Consider the following 21,913-nt stretch of genomic DNA (forward strand, 5'->3'; position numbering starts at 1 on the left):
CTACGTTGTTAGGATTTAACGGCTTTCTTCTCTGCTGCTTGCTTCTTTTGAACGTAACCAATACTACGAATCTCTAAGCCAAATAAATTTAAATGGCGGCTATCTTGTGGAACCTTATGATACTTCTCTGTACGTTCTTCTCCAATTTTTTCACGCATACTATTCATGATAGGGACTTCTAAAGTAGGAGCTACCCCACCGCAGTATACATACTTACGCAGTTTATTTGCTGGTGGTGGTGCGACATCATTTAATTTAGCCAATAAGATTTCCACATAGTCTCGTAGTGAAGATTTGATTATGCTTGTTAAATCAATAGATTCACCTGTATTCTCGTTTTTCAATACAAACTTTTGCTTGCTGTAGTTATCAAGAATAAATTGATCAAAGGCACGTAAGTCTGTAAATAATTCTAAGAACTTCTCTTTGCGCAATTTATCAATATGGGCTAAATACGGAATGCCTTCAATGCTCTGGAACGATTCACGGCTATTCGCAGCTTTCAGCCCTTCCGGTAGAATAACGACATCAATAGATCCGCCACCAATGTCTACCATCACTGTTTCACATTCTGCATACTCATTTGCATCTTCACGATTTTCAAGGGTTAAGTCTTTTTTTAACGCAAAACGTGCGCTTTCTCCCTCTTTCAAGCACGCACTTTCTTCTACTACTACCTTTAACGTATTTTCAAAACCAGGCGTGTGCACGGTAAACGTATGGTCGCCTAAGAAGCGATTAGCCATAGCTTTTTGAGCCGCCCCAAATGTGCTCTCTTTCTTAAGGAGCCAGATTGGTAACATCGTAGAAAAATAGTCAATTTCAATTGTGTTGTCCTTTTTATCTTTCGCATGTAAAGCATGGTAGTACGCAATTGCAGCTAAAAAGGTGATGTATGGAATATGACTTGTAATTTTATTATGTAATTTATTAATGTGATTGTTAGCAAGCAATTGACTTGCGGCAATGTCACCTACTAAGAAATAACGCTCTTTCTCTTCACCCTTAATGGTTGTAGAAAGTAAAATACGCTTCTTAAATTCTTCTGGAGCCGTAACAGCATCTGTAAAAAAAGAATCTGCAGCTTCTTTTTGAAGTTCAACTACATTCGTTGGGAAATCAAATAGATACCCATCCATAATGTTCATATCAACAGAGTTCCCGCAATCTTTATTAAAACGTGAAATTTTCATTCTTAAACACCTCATTTTTTAAGTTGAACTTATATTCAACTTATTGTACTTGATGTAGGATAAATATTCAATATGTGGGAGCAACTTAATTATCTACAAAACCTTACATCTATCAACAATATTTAGATTTAATACCTTATGTACCTTATTTTATAGCTTCAACTTAAAAAGAGCCCGCATCAAAAAATGATGCAGGCTCTCCTCTCTTACAACAAAATAATTATCATGTTCATTTGCCCTTGTGAGGCCCTTTCGTTACGTATATCGATTCATAACGAGAGTACCGTTCGTTAAATCACAATACCTACTTTTCAATTCGGGTAATACATTTGTTGAAGTCGCCGTTACGTCTTTCAAAACCGAACCAGTCCCTTCATCAAGTTAAGTATTTAACCTTTTACAGTAGCCTATAAAATTCTTACATTGACTCTGTACTATTTGTTTACCACCTATATATACTCTAAAACATCTTTTTTACTTTCTATTTTACAGCCTCTTTTAGTTCTTTCCCTCTTTTTATTACAAATTGGTCAACTTCACGACTTTTTAAAAATAATTTCTTACCTTATGAATAAATCATTCTTTTTTTACACATCTTAACGATACAAACTGTAAAGGAGTTGTATAAAATGGCAAACAATAAAAATAACAACACAAATGAACTATTGGTATATGGTGCTCAACAAGCAATCGACCAAATGAAATATGAAATCGCTAGTGAATTTGGAGTAAACCTTGGTCCTGATACAACTGCACGTGCAAATGGATCAGTAGGTGGAGAGATTACAAAACGCCTTGTGCAAATGGCTGAACAACAACTTGGTGGCAGTAACATCCGATAATGTAATCGTTCTAGCTAAACGTGTATGTAAAGAAGAAATGGGTTTCCATTTCTTCTTTTTTTTATTGTTATGTATTTTCCATTACTTCCACCTGAAAGGAACATACGTTTGACCTTTTCTCAAAACATATGATATATTCTTAATCTACATACCCTATAAAAAGAGATGAGGTCGTGACATATGAAAAAAGCTGAATTTATTGATGCAGTTGCTTCAAAGTCAGAGTTAACAAAACAAGATGCAAAAAAAGCTGTAGACGCCTTATTTGAAACGATTTCTACAACGCTTGCAAAAGGCGAAAAAGTTCAACTAGTAGGACTGGGAACATTCGAAGTACGTGAACGTTCACAGCGTACAGGACGTAATCCTCAAACTGGGGAAGAAATGACAATCGCAGCAACAAAGGTTCCAGGTTTCAAAGCAGGAAAAGAGTTTAAAGAAGCTGTTAAATAAAGAGCACTTATATAAAGCCTCCAGAAATCCATTCTGGAGGCTTTACATGATGTCTATCTTGATCTCATTAAATGGCGTAACAGAGAGGTAGATCCAAGGGAAAATCAACTTGTTCGATGGTTATTATTACTTGAAGCATCCGAAGATGAAGAAATCACTCAGGTATTGGAGGAGATTGCGATGCAAGAAGATCAAGTATTAGAGAAAGCAATGGACGAGTGGGAACTTGTTAGCCAAGATCCAGCAGTGCTACTAGCATATGAAGCACGAAGAAAAGAATTATTAGATGAAAAGTCAGCTTTAAAACGAGCTGAGAAACTTGGAGAAGAAAAAGGAAAACAAATAGGTGAAGAAATAGGCGAAAAGAAAGGTATCCTAAAGGTGGCCTTAAGTATGATTCAAAAGGGTTTAGATACCCAAACAATCGCTGAATTTACACACCTTACACCAGAAGAAATTGATAAATTACGTCACCAATAATCATAATTAAAAAAGGGACTGCCTAACAAATTAATTTGTTAGGCAGTCCCTTTTTTAACTTCCTTATTATCAGTACATCTAATTTAAAGTTTATTGTAATTGAGTTAGCTTATCTTTATTATGCAGCGTACTAAATGTTATTGCGTACTATAGTAGGAAAATATAAGTCTTATATTTTTTATTAACTTGAAGACCTTTTCTTATATATCCCCTTTTAAGTTGCACTAGCATTTTTCTTTTTTTTCACAGGTAAGCCGTACTTACTAGAGTTTTCTTTTATCTTTTTTGCGATTTCTTGTGCTTCTTCTTTCGTCATTTTCATACAAAAGACTCCTCTCATGTTCTAGTATTATAAGTTTTTTCCACTATCTCAAAAAATATACATGCTCTTCCCTCCCCTGCCATATACATGTTTTAGGTATGTACAAAAAGTCATTGTCCTAGAGATAATTTTAGATTTTAGGAGTGATTATGTGAGAGTAGAAGAGAAGAAAAGAAAAATACGAAGTGACAAAAAACGAGATGTAAAACCATCACTTCCGATTGATCTTAAAGAATGTGTTTATCGATTGTCTTACATTACGAATACACCTGTAAAAAATGTAATTGAATCGATTTGTATATCAGGCCTTGCTTCTTCAAAAGTAATGGACTACCTATCAAATTATTTTAGAAGAGGATTTAGCTTTGGTAGCACTGTGTATATGGGAGATATGTCCAAAGAGCCAATTAGACATCTATACAAGAATATTGAGAAAGAGCGTGTCTCTACGCGCTTAAAAGATGGACATGGAGAAACGTATGATGTTCTGAAACGCTTAGCTTATGCTTTAGATTGTTCTCCTGCATTAGCAGCATCTTTTTTAATTGAAGCGAGTATAAGGAACTCTGATTTTGTTGATGAATACATGACTCGGCATTTAGAAGAAGAATTGGATCAGGGAAGAGTAAAGGAGTTAAAAGAGGTGTTAAAATTCATCAATAAAAATAACCCTTATAAGGAAGAGTACAGTTTACACAATTTAATTTCTTATATTATGGATGAATTAAAAGTAGGAGCAACCAGCTTAGGGTCTTCTGTACAAAACTGGTTAGAAAGTATACAGCATAAAAAGTAGGTCGACTTAAAAAACCTTTGAATTTACGATTCAAAGGTTTTTTGCTTGTCTTTTATTTCGTTAAATAAAATTTTTGCGCCTAACGGACTTAGAACCATGTTATTTGCATACCTACGGTTCTCAGGTGTTACCTCACCCGTAACCACACATTTATCATATTCTTTATATTTTTTTATTTCTATATGATCGTCTTCCAATAAAATTTCTACAGAATCGTCCTGACCTATATTCAGTTCTTTTCTTAGTTCAATGGGAATTACTATACGCCCCACTGCATCTATCTTTCTCAACGTACTTAGTCCTTTCATGCTGACTCTCCTTTTATATGTTCATAAGCACAACTTTCATATTATACTATAAATGTATAAATTAACCTATAGCAATTTTATAAAACAGAGTTCAAGGTACAAGTTTATAATTTTTTCTTAAATTGCTCTTTTACATAAATACATGTGCGATCATGCTCACGGGAAAAGAAATGATCCTGTTTGGGATACACTTTTACTCCACAAGAGGGACAGTCAAAGAAACCCACATTAATACCTTGAGAATACCTTGAGTCACTTCATGAGCATAAAATTCACCAGCCGTTTCGAACATTACCACATGATTTGCTTTCTCAATCTTTGCTCTCATAAATTCATCTCCCACCTTATTTTGAGTACATTACCATGATAAGGGTTACTACGGCATCTGCTCAAGAAATAGCATCTATAGCAGAAGAACAATCTGCATCTTCAAATGAGCTAACACGTCATACGGACCACTTATCTAAATTGATTATTGAGTTAGATAATGCAGTAGAAAGTTTTCAAGTTGAAATAAATTCTTGAAAGAGTCATTGGAGATTAAAAAAATATATGAGATTGCTTTAAGCATTTAGTAAGGAGGTTATTGTTGCTAAAAAAACAAGAGATTAAAAAATTACTTAAGTACTGTGGGAAGATCCTTTTTGGATAGTGAATTGATGAACGAGAATGTGTAAATAAAGTTCTGTCAACCTTACTCCTTTACTAACAGTTATAATATGACGAGAAGAATTGTATGAGGTTAGGAACAAATGATATATTTCAGCATACTTTTAGGGAATATAAGGTACCATATGAAGTGAAAAGCTCCTTTTATTACTTTTTATAGGTAATAGGTAAGTAAAATATTTATTGATATTTTTAAAAAATAGGTTAAAATATCTAATTGTATAAAAATGTTCAATATACTACTAAAATGTTCAATATAATGAATTCTGTAAAAATTGAGCGATGAATCATTATGGGGACAACTTAATAATGAGAAGCTAGTAGTGCAGCCAACCATTTTTTATGGTTGGTTTTTTTGTTTTTAAAATAAAAAGTAGCTTGTATTAAGTAACTAAACTAATTTTAGTTTATGATTTTTTATTCTCGCTATAAGAAAGGAAAAGTTATGAGGTCATATTATTTATCATTATCAATACTTATAGTCTCACTTTTATGTAGTGTGGTGGGATTAATTTATTTTTCATCAGGTTTCTTTTCTATTTTAAACCTTTTCATACTAACAGTATCTTTAATACTTATGAGTATATTAAACAATGCTTATAAGTATTTATACGTGCTAACAATAAGCTTGTTAGTAGGATTTAGTTTTCTCTTTTATGCTTACTTTCAAAAAGCTTCATCTTCTTTACAAGTCAATTTAATGTTTCAGGATCTTTTACTTACCGTATCTCTTATTCTCTTATGGTTACTTTTTAATCACATTCGTCGTGTATATGAAGAAAATATAGAGTTAGCTAGACAAGTGAATGAATTGAAGAGATTTGAAAACATGCCTCTCTTATTGTCATACTCTGAATTTTTAAACCGCGCAAATGTGATTATGAAGGGAGTTAATCGAAGGGGTGAAAACAGCTATTTGATCCATATAGAGATTGATGCGTCCAAAAAAGTAGAAGATGCTCTGAGACACGTTATTACAAGTTCTATATTAAAAACCGTACGTGCAGACTTTGATTTAGTTACTCTTCTCAACAAAAAAACGCCATTGTTTTTTTTGCAAAATACAGATGAAAAAGGTACTCAAATCGTGATAAATAGATTATTAGAATCATTGCGTACGAAACTTAATACAATTGAGCTTCCCTTGGAGTATAACGTGATAAAGGTAGAGGATGACGTCACAGTTATGCTCAATAGATTAGTGACAGCAAAAAAAGGAGGAAAATCATCGTGAAAGCCATTTTAATTCTCGTTATGTTTTTCTTTTGGTTTTTACTGATATATTACTCATTTTTGACTATAGCTGGCGTTATAGAACGGTTAAAAATAAACAGAAAGAAAAGCTTAGATAGGTTTCCTTCGGTTGCAGTTCTTATTCCTGCTCATAATGAGGGCGTTGTTATTAAAGAAACTTTAGACGCAATGGTTAAATTAACTTATGAGGGGGATTTAGATGTATTTGTCTTAGATGACGCCTCCACTGATGATACAGCTTCTATTGTAAAAAGCTTTAGTGAGACTTTTTCACGTATTCATTATGTAAAAGTACCACCTGGCTCCCCTAAAGGAAAATCACGTGTCTTAAATTATGGGTTATCTATTACCTCTTCGGAGTATTTTTTAGTATTTGATGCGGATAATCAGCCTGAGAAAAAGGCCGTTATAGAGTTAGTCTATGCAGCTGAAACCACAGATAATGCTGCTGGAGCTGTAGGGTATGTAAAAACGATTAATGCTAATCGAAACCTTTTAACACGAATGATTGCCATTGAATTTCAAGTATTTCAATTATTAATGCAAAGTGGCAGGTGGAAAGTTTTTAAAACCGGGTCGTTAGCTGGAACAAACATGTTATTACGAAGAAGTGTGATTGAAGAACTAGGTGGATATGATCCTTATGCTTTGGCAGAAGATGCTGAATTAACGATGCGAATAACAGCTATTAATCAAACATTACCTGTGGTTCATCAATCACGCACATGGGAACAAGAACCTGAAAAGATGAATATCTTTATTCGACAGCGTACACGTTGGCTTACAGGAAACCTATATTTATTAGAAAAAGCCATACATGAAGTATCCTACTGGAAAGGGAGAACTTTAGTTCATAGTCTGCAGCATCTTTTAACTTATTTTCTTTTTGTCATCTTACTTTTGTTTTCTGATATATGGTTTATTCTAGGGTTAGCTGGCTATCAACTACCAAATTTTGAATCACCACTTCTTTTATTTTGGTTTATGAGTTATGTTGTATACACAGCGCAAATTTTAAGTGCAATGGTTCTTGAGCGAACGGTTACGCCTATGAATGTGCTTGTCGGAACAATTATGTACTTTACGTATGCTCAAGTATTTCTACTTCTATTGGTTAAGAGCGCTAGTGCCTACATCTGGAGCCGTTTACGAAAGAAAACAATTCAATGGGATAAAACAAAACGATTCAAAGGAGAAACCATGTGAGTAAATTCAAACTTTTCATTAGTGGGACACTTTTGTTAGGTATTATTTTTATAAGCCTATTTCTTTTGTTGAATCAAAAGGATCCCGTTGTTGAAACGGTTACTACACATTATAAAAATCAAGATGGGCTAATTCAAACGTATGAGAGAAAACAAGATATTCAATATCTTTCTGAAAGTATTGGTCTCTATATGCAATACCTAGTACTAGCAAAAAAGAAAAAAGAATTTGACAAGCAGGTTAACTTATTAAGTAGACATTTTTTGGTGCAAAAACACGATAATACCTTTATAAAATGGAATTTAGCTGAAGGTACTACTAATGCATTGATTGACGATATACGTTTAATTGATGCGCTAAAAAAAGGAAGTAAAGAGTTTAAAGAAAAAAGATATAATACTTTAGCTGCCAGTATTGAAAGTACACTGTTACACACTCATATCAGAAATAATCAACTTGTGGATTTTTATGATTGGTCTTCAAAAAGCCAAACTGACATCCTTCATTTAAGTTATATTGATGATTCTGCCCTGAAAAATATGAAAAGTTTATCTGTTTCGTATCAAAGTGTCGTTGAGAAAGGAATAGACCCGAAATCTCCTTTCTTTTTTGAAATATATGATGTGGACAAAAAGGAGTACAAACATGCACACTCTGAAAATGTAAACATGATTGATCAACTATTAATTGCTATTCAATATGAGCAGATAAAGGGAACTCCTCCTAAACAATTTGATAAGTGGTTAAAGAAAGAATTTACAGAAAAAGGAAAAGTGTATGGGAACTATAACCGTACTACGCTTAACCCAAGAAAAAGTTTTGAGTCTAGTGCTGTATATGCGTTGGCTACATTATATTTTCTTGATCAAGAAGACCATAAATATGCAAGTGAATTTCATAAACGACTAGTAGCACAACCACCATTTAGTTCAGCAGCAAACTATTCAACCATTCATTTCTTTGACTATATTTATTCGAAAATTGCGGACTATGAATATCAACATTAGAATGAAACATGTTGATGAATCTAAAAAAAAGAAAAAGACGCGTAAATAAGGATTTATAAATAATAAAACTTATAACTGGTACAACTTTATCTAAGTATTGCCTTTGGCTTTAACACCTCATTATACAAGTTCATTATTCTACATAAACTTCAGTTTTTAAATTTCTAAAAAAGAGACGATGATTTCAGAAAATACACTCGAATATTTACTTATAATAAATCGCTTTAAGTTACAATTTAAGGGTAGGCGAATAAGTGTAGGAGGTTATGATGATGAAGGGTTCCAAGAAAGATCTTCCTGAAGTATGGATGAACCTAGTTAGAGAAGCAATGAATTCGAATGTGAGTAAAGAACAATTCAAACAGTTTTTAGAAGAAAAAGTTAAAAATAATAACAAAACAAAAAAACATTAGATAATAATATCTAATGTTTTTTGTTTTCAAGATAGTTGTTTACTAGCTAAAAACTCTTTTATTTCTTCAACAGATAATCCCATTTCTTTAGCTTCTTGAATCAAATCTACCCATTCTAAATCTAACGTTGGATTCATTGCTTCCTTTCTAGTATTCAACAAAGTAAACTCCTCCAATTTTTGAAATGATTTGGTTTCTGTAGTTAGTAGAACTAGGTCACCTAGGATTGTGTTAAAGCTTTTAACTAACCTGTTATTAATCCGATACGTAAATTTATATAAAATATTACCATATAAAGGATGTCGAAGTATGTAAAATTAAGTATAATTATAATTATTTTTTGAATTTAATGACTATTATTGATATAAACTGTAGCCGAATATCTTAATCTACGTTAATCCAAGAGAATGTTCAATTGCATGAGTAATTGTACATATGTGGATTAACCCACTCGTACATATTCTGACGAATATTGGACATCTTTCCTTTTAGGAATTTCAAAAAGTCGACTTCCAGTCTTGATTGCTTCTTTAATAAAGGCGGTGGCAGTTAACACAACCAATCCTGACCGTTTGATAGCTGCCCATAATTCATTAAAAGTACTCCTCGACAAAGAACGTTTGTTCTCTATTATATACGAATAAACGTTCTTTGTTGATGAAAACTCTAAAGTTTTCCCGAATTTGACAGCATCGTAATTCAGAAAAAATAAATTAAGACTAAAAAATAATCGGAAACATCCCATTGAAGTAAACAAAACATTATAATGTTTTGTTTACTTCAATGGGATGTTTTGTTATTATAACATTATAACGTTATAATCTAAATGTTTATAAGCTCTTCTATACGTATCTAAATTAGTTTATATACTTCATTTAAAAATTTTAGGTAGCTAATGTAACGGAAAAAAGAGGGTGAGATAAATGAAAGAACAGTTTGTAATATCTAATGCAAAGCTTATGAATGGAGAGCAAGTTGATATTGTAATTGAAAACGGAAAGATTATTGAAATAACAAAGCCTGGAAGAGGTTTTGGAGAGTTACTATTTGACTGTTCAGGTATGTACGTGTCCAGTGGATGGATTGACTTACATGTTCATGCATTTTCTGAATTTAGTCCTTATGGGGATGAAATAGACGAGATAGGTATAAAACATGGGGTAACAACCATTGTGGATGCCGGCAGTTGTGGGGCAGATCGAATTGCTGATTTAATTAAGAGTGGAGAGCATGCAAAAACAAACTTATTTGCATTTTTAAACGTTTCAAGAATTGGTTTAAAAAGAGTGGATGAACTCTCTAACATAGAATGGATAAATAAAGAGAAAGTAAAACAGGCTGTGAATGAGTATCGAGATTTTATTATTGGATTAAAGGTGCGGATGAGCAAAAGTGTTGTTCGTGATAGTGGTATTGAACCATTACGTATTGCACGGGTACTATCTGAGGAAACATCGTTACCATTAATGGTACACATAGGTTCAGCCCCGCCAAGCATTGAAGAAGTTATCCCACTTTTAGAAAAAGGAGATGTAATTACTCATTATCTTAATGGAAAGGAAAATAATCTTTTTGATAATGAAGAAAAGCCCCTTCAAGTTCTGCGTGATGCGATTGCACGTGGTGTACATTTAGATGTTGGTCATGGCAATGCAAGTTTCTCCTTTAAAGTCGCTGAATCGGCAAAAAAATACCAGGTTGCTTTAAATACCATAAGCACTGACATCTATCGCAAAAATCGATTGGATGGACCTGTATACAATATGGCAAACGTACTATCTAAATTCTTATACTTAGGATATTCGCTTAAGGAAGTGATCGAAGCAGTCACAACTAATGCAGCGAACTGGCTAAAAAAACCAGAGCTCGGTCGAATACAAGTTGGAGATGTTGCTAACTTAACATTATTTTCTGTTCAAAATGAGCCGGTTGCATTGATTGATTCTGAAGGGGACAAGCGTGTAGGTAATAGAAAAATAGAAGCAAAAGGAGTGGTTGTGAATGGAACGTTCATTGAATGCTAAATATGGGTTGAAGCGAGTAATTAATGCTAGTGGAAGGATGAGCATTTTAGGTGTATCAGCACCAACAGATACCGTGATGGATGCGATGAAACAAGGCGGACAAAATTATGTTGAGATTGCTGATTTAGTTGATAGATCAGGTGACTATATTGCTGACATTCTAGGATCAGAAGCAGCTGTGGTTGTTAACTCGGCTTCAAGTGGAATTGCTCTCTCTATTGCTGCTCTTGTTACACAAGGAAACCGCCGTAAAAGCGAGCGCCTTCACCAAGAAGTTATCTCAAAAAATGAAATTATTATGCTGAAAGGTCATAACGTACAGTACGGGGCCCCAGTTGAAACCATGGTTTATTTAGGTGGAGGAAAGCTTATTGAAGTTGGCTATGCTAATGAGGGTAGAGCGACTCATGTTGAAGAGGCGATTTCCGAAAATACAGCTGCTATCCTTTATGTAAAATCTCATCACACTGTTCAAAAAAATATGATTTCTGTTGAAGAAGCGTGGGAAGTTGCACAGAAGAATAATATTCCATTGATTGTGGATGCCGCGGCAGAAGAAGACCTTCAAAAGTATGTAAAATACTCAGACCTTGCGATTTATAGTGGTTCAAAGGCAATTGAAGGTCCAACGTCTGGAATTGTTGGTGGTAAACGTAACTATATTGAATGGTTGAAAGTTCAATTACATTGCATTGGAAGAAGTATGAAAGTTGGTAAGGAAACTACGTTTGGATTACTTCAAGCTCTTGATGAGTATCGCGAGAAAGAAGATAAAAGTGAACAAGAAAAAGAAAGTTTACAAGCATTGATGTCATTAAAAGATATAGAAGGCGTGAATGTGACAATTGTACAAGATGAAGCAGGTCGAGCGATATTCCGTGCACGAATTCAAATCAGTCCAGATCAGTCCAATACAACCGCGAAAGAGGTTGTAAAAGAGTTGCGCGAAGGTGAGATTGCTGTTTATACACGTGATTATGGGATAAGACAAGGATATTTTGATATCGATCCAAGACCTTTAAAAGGTGACGATATACATGTAATTGAGTCTAGAATACGAGAAATAGTAGGAGGGAAATAACATGTCAAACATTACAAAACGATTTTACAAAGAGCGAGTGGCACTAAATGTGCTAGCAAATAGTATTGAAAATGCCAAAGAAGTATTTGAAGCTGCAGAGGGGTACGTGCTAGTAGGTGTATTATCCAAGGATTATTCTACTGTCGAAGAGGCAGTAAAAGCAATGAAGGAGTACGGAAAGGAAATTGATGAAGCAGTATCAATCGGTTTAGGCGCTGGAGATAACCGTCAGGCAGCTGTAGTAGCAGAAATTGCAAAGTATTATCCTGGTAGCCACATTAATCAAGTGTTTCCTGCCGTTGGAACAACACGTGCTAATCTAGGTGAAAAGGATAGCTGGATTAATAGTTTAGTATCCCCAACCGGAAAAGTTGGATATGTGAATATCTCAACCGGTCCAGTTAGTGCAGCACAAGATGAGCATGCTATTGTGCCTATCAAAACGGCAATTGCATTGGTACGTGACATGGGAGGAAACGCATTAAAATACTTCCCAATGAAAGGATTAAGTAGAGAAGATGAGTTTCGTGCTGTTGCACAAGCATGTGGTGAAGAAGGATTTGCATTAGAGCCAACTGGTGGAATTGAAAAAGAAAACTTTGAGCCAATTTTACGTATTGCTCTGGAAGCTAATGTCCCACAATTCATTCCTCATGTCTATTCATCAATTATTGACAAAGAAACAGGAAAGACAAATGTAGATGATGTACGTGAGTTGCTTGAAACAATGAAGAAGTTAGTTGATCAACATGGCTAAGAATTTTGCAGCATTTGGAGAGGTAATGATGCGCTTGCAAGTGCCAGGATATGCACTATTATCTCAATCTAGCACATTAAACTATTCCTTCTCAGGAACAGGAGTAAATGTAGCCTCAGCGCTATCTAGATTCGGGTATAAAGGTCATCTTGTCTCTACATTACCATCTAATGCAGTAGGAGATGCTGCAGTATCATACCTTCAAAAGTTAGGTATTACAGACTCGTTTATTACTCGGGGTGGAAACTACATTGGCATGTATTTTTTAGAAAATGGATTTGGTGCACGATCTAGTCGCGTCACCTATTCCAATCGCTTAGAAAGTAGCTTCAATAGAGCTTTTGAAGGAGCATATAAATTTAAAGAAATAGCTAAGCAAATAGATATCATTCATTTTTGTGGAATTACATTAGCTATGAATGATTCTGTTCGCAATCATATGAAATTACTTGCGCAAGCAGTAAAAGCAACTGGAGGAACAGTTGTTTTTGATTGTAACTATCGTCCATCACTCTGGGGAGATGATGGTTATGAAAAGGCAAAGTCACATTATGAAGAAATGCTTCATTTAGCTGATATTGTTATGATGAATGAAAAGGATGCTATGTTTGTATTAAACATGGAAACAGAGAAAAAAGGTCGTACAGAGCAACTTATGGATCTAATTCCAACTGTTGCAGAAAAATATGACATCTCTGTGATAGCAGGTACACACCGTTCTATTAATGATAATAATACGCATTCATTACGCGCATATATCTTTAAAAATCAAGAATTTACTTTTTCTAAAACGCTTACTTTCTCTGTTTATGACCGAATTGGTGCAGGAGATGCTTTTACAAGTGGTATTATATATGGTGAGTTAGAAGGCTTTTCGCCAGAAAAAACCGTCTTATTTGCTGCTACAGCAGGAATGCTTGCCCATACAACTGTAGGAGATACTCCAATGTCCTCGAAAGATGATATAATTCGGGCCATGACAGAAGCAGTGAACGATGTAGAAAGGTAGGAAATAGAATAGTGAAAGTGAATGTATCTCGAAAAAAAGGTCCCTTATATTTACAAATAAAAAATATCTTGAAGGATCGAATTTTACACGGTGTGTATCCCATTGGAGAAAATATACCTTCAGAGCCTCAATTGGAAGATGAATTTCATGTGAGTAAAATTACTGTTCGAAATGCTATCAAAGAGCTTGTTAAAGATGGCTACCTTGAAACAAAGAGTGGTAAAGGAACGAAAGTAATTCGAAATAAATCCATTTCAAAACTTTCTAAAGGAAAACGTTTTACAGAAGTATTGGTGGAAAAAGGTCATAAAATTCGCAAACAATTATTAGGGGCAGAAGTAATTTTTAACCAAGAAGGTACAGAAGAATATCAATTATTCGGAGAGCAGTGTTTTCGAATCGAACGTCTGTATCATCTAAATGATGTGCCATATATTTATTACAAACATTATTTAACAATACAGCTCATGGAGGATATTGAATTATCAGATTTAAATGTTCAATCCTTATACGATTTGATAGAAGCCCAAGGTATTTCTTTAGAAAAATTTCGAGATCAATTTTCTGTTACATCTGCTTCTTCTCTTTTAGAAGAAAAATTAGGTGTGAAAAAGGGAACAAATTTATTAAAACGATCACGTTATTCTTATGATGAAGTTGGAAATTTGATTGAATATAGTAAAGGATATTACAACACAGAAATACAAGATTATGTTGTCAACTATGATATATAAAACTCAGTGAGAAAAAGATTTATAATCTTTTTCTCAGGGATATTTTGTAAGCGTTTTCTTATTTTTAGGGGGATGGTGGGATTTTTTATGGGTACAGACATGTATTTGTTAATAATTACATTATTAGCGATTGTAATTGTGATTCTTGGAGTATCATGGTGGAAATGGCATGCATTTATTAGCTTAACTGTAGCAAGTTTATTTTTAGCTATTATGTCTGGGTTATCAATGGATAAAATCGTCGGTGCGTATGAAACTGGGGTAGGAAGCGTTTTAGGCCATTTAGTCGGTATCTTAGCGTTAGGTACCATTTTAGGAAAAATGATGTCGGATTCTGGTGCTGGCATGCAAGTGGCAGATTTCTTTGTTAGATTCTTTGGGGTCAAGAAATTACCATGGGCTATGTTGTTTTCAGGGTTTATTATTGGCATTCCTGTTTTTTTTGAAGTGGGAATTGTAATCTTATTACCTCTAGTCATTTCGATTCGTAAAACAACCCAGCAAAATATTTTATTAATTGCGTTGCCCGTAGTCGCTGGATTATCCATTGTACATGGCATTGTACCACCGCATCCAGGAGCAATGACTGCCATCGGAATTTATAATGCCAATCTAGGAAAGGTGCTTCTCTACTCACTAATCATTGCATTACCAGCAGCTATTATCGCAGGACCATTGTTCGCAAAATGGGTGCATAAGCGTGTAATTCCTGAAGGGGAGCCAGAATTAATTCGTGTTACCACGGCATCAAAACAGTTACCAGGAACAGGAATTTCATTCTTTATTATCTTATTACCAGTTATCTTAATGGTACTATCGGTTGTTGTACCATATATGTCACTACCTAGTGGCTTGACGAAATTCTTTGTCTTTATCGGTAGTCCAGTAATTGCACTTCTAGTTTCCTGTTTTGCAGCATTTTATCTTCTTGGAATTCGTCAAGGGATGGATAAAAATATCATTAAAAAGTTAACAGAAGAATGCTTACTTCCAGTTGGATCAATTATTTTAATCATTGGTGCTGGTGGCGGATTTAAACAAATTCTTATTGATAGTGGTGTGGGTACGTCAATTGCTCAAATGTCTGAGCACTTATCTCTATCGCCAATTGTCTTGGCATTTATGGTAGCTGGATTAATACGAGTTGCAACAGGATCAGCTACAGTAGCGTTAACAACAGCAGCTGGCATTGTTTCACCAATTATTGAGCATATGTCGGGTGTAAACTTAGAATTATTAGTTATTGCAACAGGTGCAGGGTCCCTTATGTTTTCACATGTAAATGATGCAGGTTTCTGGTTAGTAAAAGAATATCTAGGATTAACAGTAAAAGAAACCTTTAAGACGTGGACTATATTAGAGACATTACTTTCATTTATCGCTTTCGGGGGAGCTATATTATTTGATATGTTTGTTTAAAAGCAAAACTCCTTCTACTTATTCGTAGAGGGAGTTTATTTTTATACTCAATAAAAAATTGTAAGGCGGGGCGTTACTAATTAAAAAAGAGAAGGGTAAAAATCTTCTCTTTTTCATATATAATCATCTATGGTTATATACTTTTCTTCATGCTGCACTCTCTACATTCACGTAGAAAAATGCCACCTTTTACAGAACTTTTGAAGTAAGATGAGTTGCAGTTATCGCATCGGCCACTAACCTTATTATCAAGACCTAAATCGAAAAAAGACATAGAAAATAAAGGTTGATACATATTGCACATGACTAATATGTATCAACCTTTTAATTTTTGCTCAACAAACGTACCCGATTCATGAACATGAGTTAAAACAGGAAAATTTCATCTATGACCAACATACCTCGTTGACTTCATAGTCTTTTGAGGAATCTGCTTCCCCAGTTATACACGAAAAACATCCTTGATAGGCGACCGCACTACCAATCGCCCAGATTTCCTGACCGCAGTTATGGCAAGTTGCTCCATTTTTCTTATCCTTAACTGCCTGTTTCAGATTTTCTCTTAACTGATTCGGATTTTCCCCAGGATTATTTTCGCAATGCTTATTTATATACGCTTCTATCGATATGGGTACTATTGATAATTCCCCTTTTTTATGTTCTTTTTTCTTATTCTATCGTAATTCTTTAGTTCGAAAAAGCTTTCGATAAATCGTTTCTTATCAGTCAATAAAAATGAGCGCCTGATTGTTGAATATTATCTATTGACGTTATATGATTGATCCCTAACTACTACAGTTTCAGGTGCAAAACGAATGAAGACATTTTTTGAATCTTGATTTTTGAATCTAGAATCCCAGTCCTTTTCGTTTGAACCCAAATATTTTGCAAATAACCGTTTTGCTAAGTCAAAGTTAAATGGTTCTACGGTTGCTTTTCCTCTGAAACCTGCATGCAATACCTTCCCTGTAGCAGGATCAAAATCAACAATACCGATGGCACAATTTCGATTTTTGTCTATTCTTAATGGAAAAGTATCTCCAGGAGTTCCTATAATCCAAAGACATTTCTCTTCCCAAAAAAACCACACCGGAGATTCCCTTGGTCCTTCGGATGAAACCGTCGATAGATGAGCAAATAATGGTTTATGTAAGAATTTATCCAAATCAAAACTTCGTTTACCTCTTATAATCTCCATTTATTCCATTCCACCTCTTTATTACGGATTAGCCCTTATTTAGCTGAAGAACAAAATTATCCAAAAATCTGTGCAGCTATCCCATATAATGCTTTATTACGTTGTGGTAATTGCTTTGAATTTTTAATCATTATAGGAGGTTGACTTACTTTTACGAAGCCACATTTATCTATATGGGACATAAAAGCCTCATTCCCTGATGGAATATCGATTCTTAATTTACCTTGATGATTGCTAGCTAATTTATCAATTAATAAAGAAGCTGTATGATGATCAGGTGCTACAATGGGGCCAAGTATAAGATTGGTAGGACCTAAAATAGACAAACCATACCCTATAATATTTCCATCTGAACTTTTGATAACTAGAGCCTCTTTTGCTTGGTTAATCCGGTTTATTAGAAACGTCCTTCTTTCTTCTCCAAATGCATCCTTGTCTATTTTTACAACTTGAGCTAAATCTTCCTTACGCATTGGAACTATTTCAACATTCAAAGCATCGTTTGATTTCATAGAGAGATAGTTGTCACAAAGATATTTATGAACACTGTCTTTAGAACTAAACCCCATACTCTCATACATTGGTTTTCCTTCATCTGTTGCAATTAGCATCACCATTGTATCGCCAGAAACAGAATCTAAACATTTTTGTGTTACTTTTCTTCCAAGTCCTTTACCTCTGTAATCTTGATGAACAATTACCATACCAATAGATGCTAGGCTTGATCCATATGGAATAATTGCCGCACTAGATACAATTTTGCCCTCTTTAGTCTTGTGTCCGTAAACTTTACCAGATGACATCACTGTATTGATTTCATCTTTATCATAGTCCCATCCAATTGATACTGAAAGTGCAATTAATCCAGGAATATCCCACTCTTCAAGTCTTACTAAATTAGTTATGGTTCTTTCGGATACACTCATTCGGAATACTCCTTAAATATTAAATATTTGTCATTTTAATTCTATATCTTTATCCCGTTTATTTACTATTCTTTTCTTCACCAATTGAATACGTTATAACTTCAATTCATTTTCTAATAATTCCTTCTCTTCTTCAAGGTCTGGCCCGACTGCTTAATATCATTTATTACAAAGTTACAAAACTCATACCACTCACCTTCTAAATCATATTAACGCTCGGTCTAAAGACCTCACTACGCCTCCCCCTGTGGGATACGTCCTCCATTTGCAACAAACTTATGTTCCTTTATAAATACATATTAGACTATATTTACAGTATCTAAATAACGAATCTAATATGTATTAGAAAAGAGGATATATGCTCGTATATTGAACATAATATCTTCTTATTAGTTTAGTCCATTTAAACCTTATCCGGAAATTCAGCATAGTCATCATATACTTTATCAAGATCTATTTCTTGCTCCTTTATTTCTTCCAGGTTGATCACTCTTTTCTATTTGGATTGTATTAGACTACCACAATTAGGTCTATACAAGAGGTGTATGTTAAAATTATTCTGGTTTTTCCACTAGTTGCATTTGAAAAATTTGCGTTTCTTGAATACCGGCTCTTTGGAGTTCCTGTTTAAAGGATTCTCCTTCTTTTAGTTTAATGATTCTCTTTGACCCGTCACGTAACGTATATATTCTAAAATTGTACATGAATGTACCTCCACCTAATTAAATGATTCCTTTACACAATTTCTTCAGCAACTAAGCCAAGCGAACATCGACGAGCTCGCTTAATCTCATTTTGTTCTTTAACTCAAACACCTCATCAATAAAAATAAATACGTCCCCAAGGGAATCAACAAACTGAATGTATCCTGTCCCTGTTATGCATTGGCCTCTCTTATAATAAGTAAGGTACACTTGTTTATTTGTATGTAAGGCTTCAATTAAGGTGAAATTCATCTGTTCCATTTGCTCTTCTGTTAAAACAGGTTGATTTACCTCTAATTGCTTGTTTATAACTTCCTTTAATCCTATGTATTGCTCGGGCATAGTGGCGAATGGACGCCATTTTTTCATTCCTCTAGATTCCATCTCTTTTTCCTCCTTAAGCTTTATGGCCACCTATAAGGCCGTTTCGATAACGAGCTGTTGAATGAGGAAGGTGACTAGACGCACGTAGTACACTATTCTTGCCATAACGCAGCCGAATGTCATCAATCGTTTTGGCAAGAGCATGGGCTCTTTCGCGCTGATCAATATCCTCAAATAAGCTCATTTGCTCTTCTTCTTGAATGCTAGTGTTTGATAAGGAAATACCGATGGAGCGAATCGGCATGCCATTATCATAGATATGTAAAATGGTTAAACAATAAGGAAAGATATCCTGGCTTAAGTTCGAAGCTCTCCCCATTTTCTTTTGTCTGGAGAAGCCTCCACTTGTTTGCTTGCTGTAGCCAATCGATAAATGGATGGTTTGTGCGACTACCTGATGCATCCGTAAGCGAAAACACACGTCATCCAATAGTTCCAACAGCAATAACTCCACTTGTTTTCGGTTTGTATAATCACGGAATAGAATTTGACTCTTTCCAAAGGAACGAGAACTAGGAATATATACATCAGAAATGCGACTGTAATCAATGCCATTCGCATGTTGGTGCAACTCTTCGCCTAGTATGCCAAATTCCTTTTGTAACATCTCTTTTGAAGAAAGAGCGAGTTCCTTTATGGAGTGAATGCCCAAACGATTTAAGCGCCTTTCCGTAGCAGACGATATCCCCCAGAAATCCTTCATCGGATGAATGGACCACAACTTAAAGGGAATATCCTTATATCGCCAATAGGCAACTCCTGTTGGGCTATTCTTGGCTTCATGATCTAAGCTCACCTTCGCCAGTAAGAGATTCGGACCGATACCTGCAGTAGCTGTCAGCCGTGTCTTGCGATAAATCTCGTTGATGATTTTATGGGCCAGTTCTTCTGGTGTTTGAGCGAATAAATGCAACGAAGCTGTCGCATCAATAAACAACTCATCAATGCTATAGGCATGAAAGTCTTCAGGAGCCACATACTGTAACACCAAACTCGAAATATAGTTCGAAGCCTTAATATATCTCTCCATAGATGGATTCACCACATGGATATCTTTCTTTTTAGGAATGTCGAAAAGACGACTTCCTGTTTTGATCCCTTCCTTTTTTAATAAAGGTGTGGCAGCTAGCACAACCGATCCTGATCTTTTGATATCTCCCACCACCGCAAGCCTTGTTTTCAATGGATTTAACCCCCGTATGACAGAGGAAACCGAGGCAAAAAACGATTTCATGTCTATACAAATAATCACTCTGTTTGGTAGCTGCCCATCATCCATTAAAAGAACTCCTTAAAAAAAGAACATTTGTTCTATCTATTATATACGAACAAATGTTCTTTAATCAATAAAAATTCTACAGTTTTCCCGATTATTGCTATCACTTATGAAGAGTTTATTGGTACATTAAAAGGGTCAATGGCGGTATAACGCAATAGTAAGAGTTCAAAAAGATTAAATACTAAAGGAGGCTAGAAGCTGAAAAAAGAATATTATGTGCAATATTCAGACCAAAGTATAATTGATAGCTTTGACTTTCCACAGGATATTTTTGTATCTATTACTGTAGGGATCAGTGAGATCAGGCATGATCTGATTACTTCCTTAATTCAAAAAATGTTCCGTTTACCAGTTTTCTTTGTTTTAGAGTCAATGATATTGGGATATGAAAAAGAGACTTTAATTGAAAATAATGTTCCTTTTTTTGAGTTTTCATCGGATGGTGCTATTATCAAAGTTGACTCTGTAGAAAAATTGAATCTTGTTAGTGGGTTAACAGAGGTATTAGTTAATAATGGACTGGGTGTATTCATTTTTCACGGGGAAGGTCTTGCAGAACAGGATTTAATTCCTTCGAGACAATGGAATAGGCCCATAGAATTTAAAAATGTCGATATATATAAAGTCAATACATTTATAGAGGTGGAAGAGGTTGGATTTACGATATTCAGTAAGAGTGATCTATTTAACTCGCCTAGAAAAGTCCAAAATTATATACCTCGTTGCTATTCACTTGATATTAATAGTAGCGATATTTAACATTTCTAGATTAAAAGGAGGAGGATTTATAGTAAATGAAATATAAAAGTAATAAGAGTATATTGAAAATGTCAGCTATCATCCTTCTTGCTATGGACATACTTTTTTATCTTTTAGCATTAAAGAGCCTATACGTTTTCTCTTTAAGGGTTTCAATATATCTTTTGATTTTTGTCCTGCACTTTATCTATCTATACATAGTCCTTATAACTGTTAGCAAAACAAAGGAGTCTAAAGTCTTCTGGGGTGTAATTGGGCCATTCTTTATTGTACCTATAGCAATCCTTGGGTGGTTTATATTCTTTTATAATAATAAAGTTGACTATTACTATCTTAGTTCACCTAATTCTACACAAAAACTTATTATTGGCTATTCTAATTGGAGTCTTGGTGAAACTAACCATTACTATGACTTTTATAGACAAACTGGATTCCCTTTGGTAAAAAAACGACTAAATCACGAATCTCTTCATGTCATGACACGAAATACGGATATGAGTGATTTAAATGTTTTAGGAGCTCATGATGCACAATGGTTAAATGAACAAACAGTAACTTTTACATCTCCATATCTAAATAAGGAAATAACCTTAAATTTAAGGTGAGTACCTAGTTCTACTCAAATAATAGAGTTGAGAAAAATCCTGTATCTAAGAAGATACAGGATTTTTCTTTTCTACTTTAGTTACCATAAGT

The 21,913-nt window shown here is 34.5% G+C and carries 26 protein-coding genes and 2 pseudogenes; 17 read left to right on the forward strand and 11 right to left on the reverse strand.

What is annotated here, in order from left to right; translation table 11 throughout:
• Positions 1 to 8 precede the first annotated feature (8 nt).
• A complete protein-coding gene (locus tag ACH6EI_RS24565; protein WP_155017622.1) occupies positions 9 to 1,193 on the reverse strand; it encodes an Alp7A family actin-like protein in 1,185 nt (394 codons plus the stop codon).
• Positions 1,194 to 1,822: 629 nt separating this feature from the next.
• Between ACH6EI_RS24565 and ACH6EI_RS24570 the strand changes: the two genes are divergently transcribed.
• The 4 genes from ACH6EI_RS24570 (at position 1,823) to ACH6EI_RS24585 (ending at position 4,086) form a co-directional block, all read left to right on the forward strand.
• The gene (locus tag ACH6EI_RS24570) at positions 1,823 to 2,035 is read left to right on the forward strand and encodes an alpha/beta-type small acid-soluble spore protein (RefSeq protein ID WP_108674954.1); all 213 of its coding nucleotides are present in this window, start codon (positions 1,823 to 1,825) and stop codon (positions 2,033 to 2,035) included.
• Between the two features lie 180 nt (positions 2,036 to 2,215).
• A complete protein-coding gene (locus ACH6EI_RS24575) occupies positions 2,216 to 2,488 on the forward strand; it encodes an HU family DNA-binding protein (protein WP_108674953.1) in 273 nt (90 codons plus the stop codon).
• A gap of 33 nt (positions 2,489 to 2,521) precedes the next feature.
• Positions 2,522 to 2,968, forward strand: a complete 447-nt coding sequence (locus tag ACH6EI_RS24580; RefSeq protein ID WP_108674952.1) for an Rpn family recombination-promoting nuclease/putative transposase — start codon at positions 2,522 to 2,524, stop codon at positions 2,966 to 2,968.
• Between the two features lie 473 nt (positions 2,969 to 3,441).
• Entirely contained in the window at positions 3,442 to 4,086 is a 645-nt protein-coding gene (locus ACH6EI_RS24585; RefSeq protein WP_108674951.1) for a hypothetical protein, read from the forward strand.
• A 23-nt stretch (positions 4,087 to 4,109) separates the two neighbouring features.
• Here the strand turns inward: ACH6EI_RS24585 and ACH6EI_RS24590 are convergent, their stop codons facing one another.
• Positions 4,110 to 4,394 carry an AbrB/MazE/SpoVT family DNA-binding domain-containing protein gene (locus ACH6EI_RS24590; protein ID WP_108674950.1) on the reverse strand — a complete coding sequence of 95 codons (285 nt, stop codon included), beginning with the start codon at positions 4,392 to 4,394 and terminating at the stop codon, positions 4,110 to 4,112.
• Between the two features lie 193 nt (positions 4,395 to 4,587).
• Positions 4,588 to 4,722, reverse strand: a complete 135-nt coding sequence (locus ACH6EI_RS24595; protein ID WP_264158855.1) for a hypothetical protein — start codon at positions 4,720 to 4,722, stop codon at positions 4,588 to 4,590.
• A 35-nt stretch (positions 4,723 to 4,757) separates the two neighbouring features.
• Between ACH6EI_RS24595 and ACH6EI_RS24600 the strand changes: the two genes are divergently transcribed.
• From ACH6EI_RS24600 to ACH6EI_RS24620, 5 genes are all read left to right on the forward strand, one after another.
• Positions 4,758 to 4,919 (forward strand): hypothetical protein, encoded by a 162-nt coding sequence (locus ACH6EI_RS24600; RefSeq protein WP_189643559.1) that lies wholly within the window; start codon positions 4,758 to 4,760, stop codon positions 4,917 to 4,919.
• A 646-nt stretch (positions 4,920 to 5,565) separates the two neighbouring features.
• Positions 5,566 to 6,297 carry a hypothetical protein gene (locus tag ACH6EI_RS24605; RefSeq protein WP_145983843.1) on the forward strand — a complete coding sequence of 244 codons (732 nt, stop codon included), beginning with the start codon at positions 5,566 to 5,568 and terminating at the stop codon, positions 6,295 to 6,297.
• The gene (locus ACH6EI_RS24610) at positions 6,294 to 7,523 is read left to right on the forward strand and encodes a glycosyltransferase family 2 protein (protein ID WP_226313334.1); all 1,230 of its coding nucleotides are present in this window, start codon (positions 6,294 to 6,296) and stop codon (positions 7,521 to 7,523) included. Before ACH6EI_RS24605 ends, ACH6EI_RS24610 begins: the two co-directional genes overlap by 4 nt.
• The gene (locus tag ACH6EI_RS24615; RefSeq protein WP_108674948.1) at positions 7,520 to 8,530 is read left to right on the forward strand and encodes a hypothetical protein; all 1,011 of its coding nucleotides are present in this window, start codon (positions 7,520 to 7,522) and stop codon (positions 8,528 to 8,530) included. Before ACH6EI_RS24610 ends, ACH6EI_RS24615 begins: the two co-directional genes overlap by 4 nt.
• 272 nt (positions 8,531 to 8,802) lie before the next feature.
• A complete protein-coding gene (locus ACH6EI_RS24620; RefSeq protein ID WP_108674947.1) occupies positions 8,803 to 8,943 on the forward strand; it encodes an anti-repressor SinI family protein in 141 nt (46 codons plus the stop codon).
• 26 nt (positions 8,944 to 8,969) lie between these two features.
• On the opposite strand, the gene ACH6EI_RS24625 is transcribed toward ACH6EI_RS24620, so the two are convergent.
• The gene (locus ACH6EI_RS24625) at positions 8,970 to 9,101 is read right to left on the reverse strand and encodes an anti-repressor SinI family protein (protein ID WP_318858014.1); all 132 of its coding nucleotides are present in this window, start codon (positions 9,099 to 9,101) and stop codon (positions 8,970 to 8,972) included.
• Positions 9,102 to 9,418: 317 nt separating this feature from the next.
• Positions 9,419 to 9,526, reverse strand: a pseudogene (locus ACH6EI_RS24630) (hypothetical protein); the annotation flags it as partial.
• A gap of 340 nt (positions 9,527 to 9,866) precedes the next feature.
• Here ACH6EI_RS24630 and ACH6EI_RS24635 point away from each other — a divergent pair.
• From ACH6EI_RS24635 to ACH6EI_RS24660, 6 genes are all read left to right on the forward strand, one after another.
• Complete coding sequence (locus ACH6EI_RS24635; RefSeq protein WP_108674946.1) at positions 9,867 to 10,967, forward strand: amidohydrolase/deacetylase family metallohydrolase; 1,101 nt, start codon at positions 9,867 to 9,869, stop codon at positions 10,965 to 10,967.
• Positions 10,945 to 12,048, forward strand: a complete 1,104-nt coding sequence (locus ACH6EI_RS24640) for a DgaE family pyridoxal phosphate-dependent ammonia lyase (protein ID WP_108674945.1) — start codon at positions 10,945 to 10,947, stop codon at positions 12,046 to 12,048. The genes ACH6EI_RS24635 and ACH6EI_RS24640 overlap by 23 nt, the downstream gene beginning before the upstream one ends.
• Position 12,049: 1 nt before the next feature.
• Entirely contained in the window at positions 12,050 to 12,805 is a 756-nt protein-coding gene (dagF, locus tag ACH6EI_RS24645) for a 2-dehydro-3-deoxy-phosphogluconate aldolase (RefSeq protein WP_108674944.1), read from the forward strand.
• A complete protein-coding gene (locus tag ACH6EI_RS24650; protein WP_397378312.1) occupies positions 12,798 to 13,814 on the forward strand; it encodes a sugar kinase in 1,017 nt (338 codons plus the stop codon). The genes dagF and ACH6EI_RS24650 overlap by 8 nt, the downstream gene beginning before the upstream one ends.
• A gap of 8 nt (positions 13,815 to 13,822) precedes the next feature.
• Positions 13,823 to 14,548: a GntR family transcriptional regulator gene (locus tag ACH6EI_RS24655; protein ID WP_397378332.1), complete on the forward strand. Its 726-nt coding sequence runs from the start codon at positions 13,823 to 13,825 to the stop codon at positions 14,546 to 14,548.
• Between the two features lie 87 nt (positions 14,549 to 14,635).
• Positions 14,636 to 15,967, forward strand: a complete 1,332-nt coding sequence (locus tag ACH6EI_RS24660; protein WP_397378314.1) for a GntP family permease — start codon at positions 14,636 to 14,638, stop codon at positions 15,965 to 15,967.
• Positions 15,968 to 16,100: 133 nt separating this feature from the next.
• On the opposite strand, the pseudogene ACH6EI_RS27850 reads toward ACH6EI_RS24660, so the two are convergent.
• The 6 genes and pseudogenes from ACH6EI_RS27850 to ACH6EI_RS24685 all read right to left on the reverse strand — a co-directional run.
• Positions 16,101 to 16,214: pseudogene (locus tag ACH6EI_RS27850) on the reverse strand (DUF8096 family protein); the annotation flags it as partial.
• Positions 16,215 to 16,724: 510 nt separating this feature from the next.
• Positions 16,725 to 17,165 (reverse strand): pyridoxamine 5'-phosphate oxidase family protein, encoded by a 441-nt coding sequence (locus ACH6EI_RS24665; protein ID WP_108674941.1) that lies wholly within the window; start codon positions 17,163 to 17,165, stop codon positions 16,725 to 16,727.
• A 56-nt stretch (positions 17,166 to 17,221) separates the two neighbouring features.
• Positions 17,222 to 18,091, reverse strand: coding sequence for a GNAT family N-acetyltransferase (locus ACH6EI_RS24670; protein ID WP_108674940.1), 870 nt, complete (start codon positions 18,089 to 18,091; stop codon positions 17,222 to 17,224).
• A 554-nt stretch (positions 18,092 to 18,645) separates the two neighbouring features.
• Entirely contained in the window at positions 18,646 to 18,795 is a 150-nt protein-coding gene (locus ACH6EI_RS24675) for a hypothetical protein (RefSeq protein ID WP_168769274.1), read from the reverse strand.
• Positions 18,796 to 18,846: 51 nt separating this feature from the next.
• Positions 18,847 to 19,179, reverse strand: coding sequence for a YolD-like family protein (locus tag ACH6EI_RS24680; protein ID WP_108674939.1), 333 nt, complete (start codon positions 19,177 to 19,179; stop codon positions 18,847 to 18,849).
• Positions 19,180 to 19,192: 13 nt separating this feature from the next.
• Positions 19,193 to 20,458: a Y-family DNA polymerase gene (locus ACH6EI_RS24685; protein ID WP_108674938.1), complete on the reverse strand. Its 1,266-nt coding sequence runs from the start codon at positions 20,456 to 20,458 to the stop codon at positions 19,193 to 19,195.
• A gap of 216 nt (positions 20,459 to 20,674) precedes the next feature.
• Between ACH6EI_RS24685 and ACH6EI_RS24690 the strand changes: the two genes are divergently transcribed.
• Entirely contained in the window at positions 20,675 to 21,217 is a 543-nt protein-coding gene (locus ACH6EI_RS24690) for a hypothetical protein (RefSeq protein ID WP_226313333.1), read from the forward strand.
• 35 nt (positions 21,218 to 21,252) lie between these two features.
• A complete protein-coding gene (locus ACH6EI_RS24695) occupies positions 21,253 to 21,822 on the forward strand; it encodes a hypothetical protein (protein ID WP_108674936.1) in 570 nt (189 codons plus the stop codon).
• Positions 21,823 to 21,913 lie beyond the last annotated feature (91 nt).

Origin of the sequence: Priestia sp. JSM ZJ58, from assembly GCF_044383985.1 — a bacterium.
Taxonomy (GTDB): Bacteria; Bacillota; Bacilli; order Bacillales; family Bacillaceae_H; genus Priestia; species Priestia zanthoxyli.

Bases quoted from the DNA above. Each gene is read 5' to 3' on its own strand.
- ACH6EI_RS24640 (WP_108674945.1), top strand. From the start codon at position 10,945: ATGGAACGTTCATTGAATGCTAAATATGGGTTGAAGCGAGTAATTAAT.
- ACH6EI_RS24595 (WP_264158855.1), bottom strand. From the start codon at position 4,722: ATGAGAGCAAAGATTGAGAAAGCAAATCATGTGGTAATGTTCGAAACG.
- ACH6EI_RS24620 (WP_108674947.1), top strand. From the start codon at position 8,803: ATGAAGGGTTCCAAGAAAGATCTTCCTGAAGTATGGATGAACCTAGTT.
- ACH6EI_RS24575 (WP_108674953.1), top strand. From the start codon at position 2,216: ATGAAAAAAGCTGAATTTATTGATGCAGTTGCTTCAAAGTCAGAGTTA.
- ACH6EI_RS24670 (WP_108674940.1), bottom strand. From the start codon at position 18,091: ATGAGTGTATCCGAAAGAACCATAACTAATTTAGTAAGACTTGAAGAG.
- ACH6EI_RS24635 (WP_108674946.1), top strand. From the start codon at position 9,867: ATGAAAGAACAGTTTGTAATATCTAATGCAAAGCTTATGAATGGAGAG.
- ACH6EI_RS24675 (WP_168769274.1), bottom strand. From the start codon at position 18,795: ATGTACAATTTTAGAATATATACGTTACGTGACGGGTCAAAGAGAATC.
- ACH6EI_RS24685 (WP_108674938.1), bottom strand. From the start codon at position 20,458: ATGGATGATGGGCAGCTACCAAACAGAGTGATTATTTGTATAGACATG.
- ACH6EI_RS24665 (WP_108674941.1), bottom strand. From the start codon at position 17,165: ATGGAGATTATAAGAGGTAAACGAAGTTTTGATTTGGATAAATTCTTA.
- ACH6EI_RS24660 (WP_397378314.1), top strand. From the start codon at position 14,636: ATGGGTACAGACATGTATTTGTTAATAATTACATTATTAGCGATTGTA.
- ACH6EI_RS24590 (WP_108674950.1), bottom strand. From the start codon at position 4,394: ATGAAAGGACTAAGTACGTTGAGAAAGATAGATGCAGTGGGGCGTATA.
- dagF (WP_108674944.1), top strand. From the start codon at position 12,050: ATGTCAAACATTACAAAACGATTTTACAAAGAGCGAGTGGCACTAAAT.
- ACH6EI_RS24565 (WP_155017622.1), bottom strand. From the start codon at position 1,193: ATGAAAATTTCACGTTTTAATAAAGATTGCGGGAACTCTGTTGATATG.
- ACH6EI_RS24570 (WP_108674954.1), top strand. From the start codon at position 1,823: ATGGCAAACAATAAAAATAACAACACAAATGAACTATTGGTATATGGT.
- ACH6EI_RS24600 (WP_189643559.1), top strand. From the start codon at position 4,758: ATGATAAGGGTTACTACGGCATCTGCTCAAGAAATAGCATCTATAGCA.
- ACH6EI_RS24650 (WP_397378312.1), top strand. From the start codon at position 12,798: ATGGCTAAGAATTTTGCAGCATTTGGAGAGGTAATGATGCGCTTGCAA.
- ACH6EI_RS24680 (WP_108674939.1), bottom strand. From the start codon at position 19,179: ATGGAATCTAGAGGAATGAAAAAATGGCGTCCATTCGCCACTATGCCC.
- ACH6EI_RS24695 (WP_108674936.1), top strand. From the start codon at position 21,253: ATGAAATATAAAAGTAATAAGAGTATATTGAAAATGTCAGCTATCATC.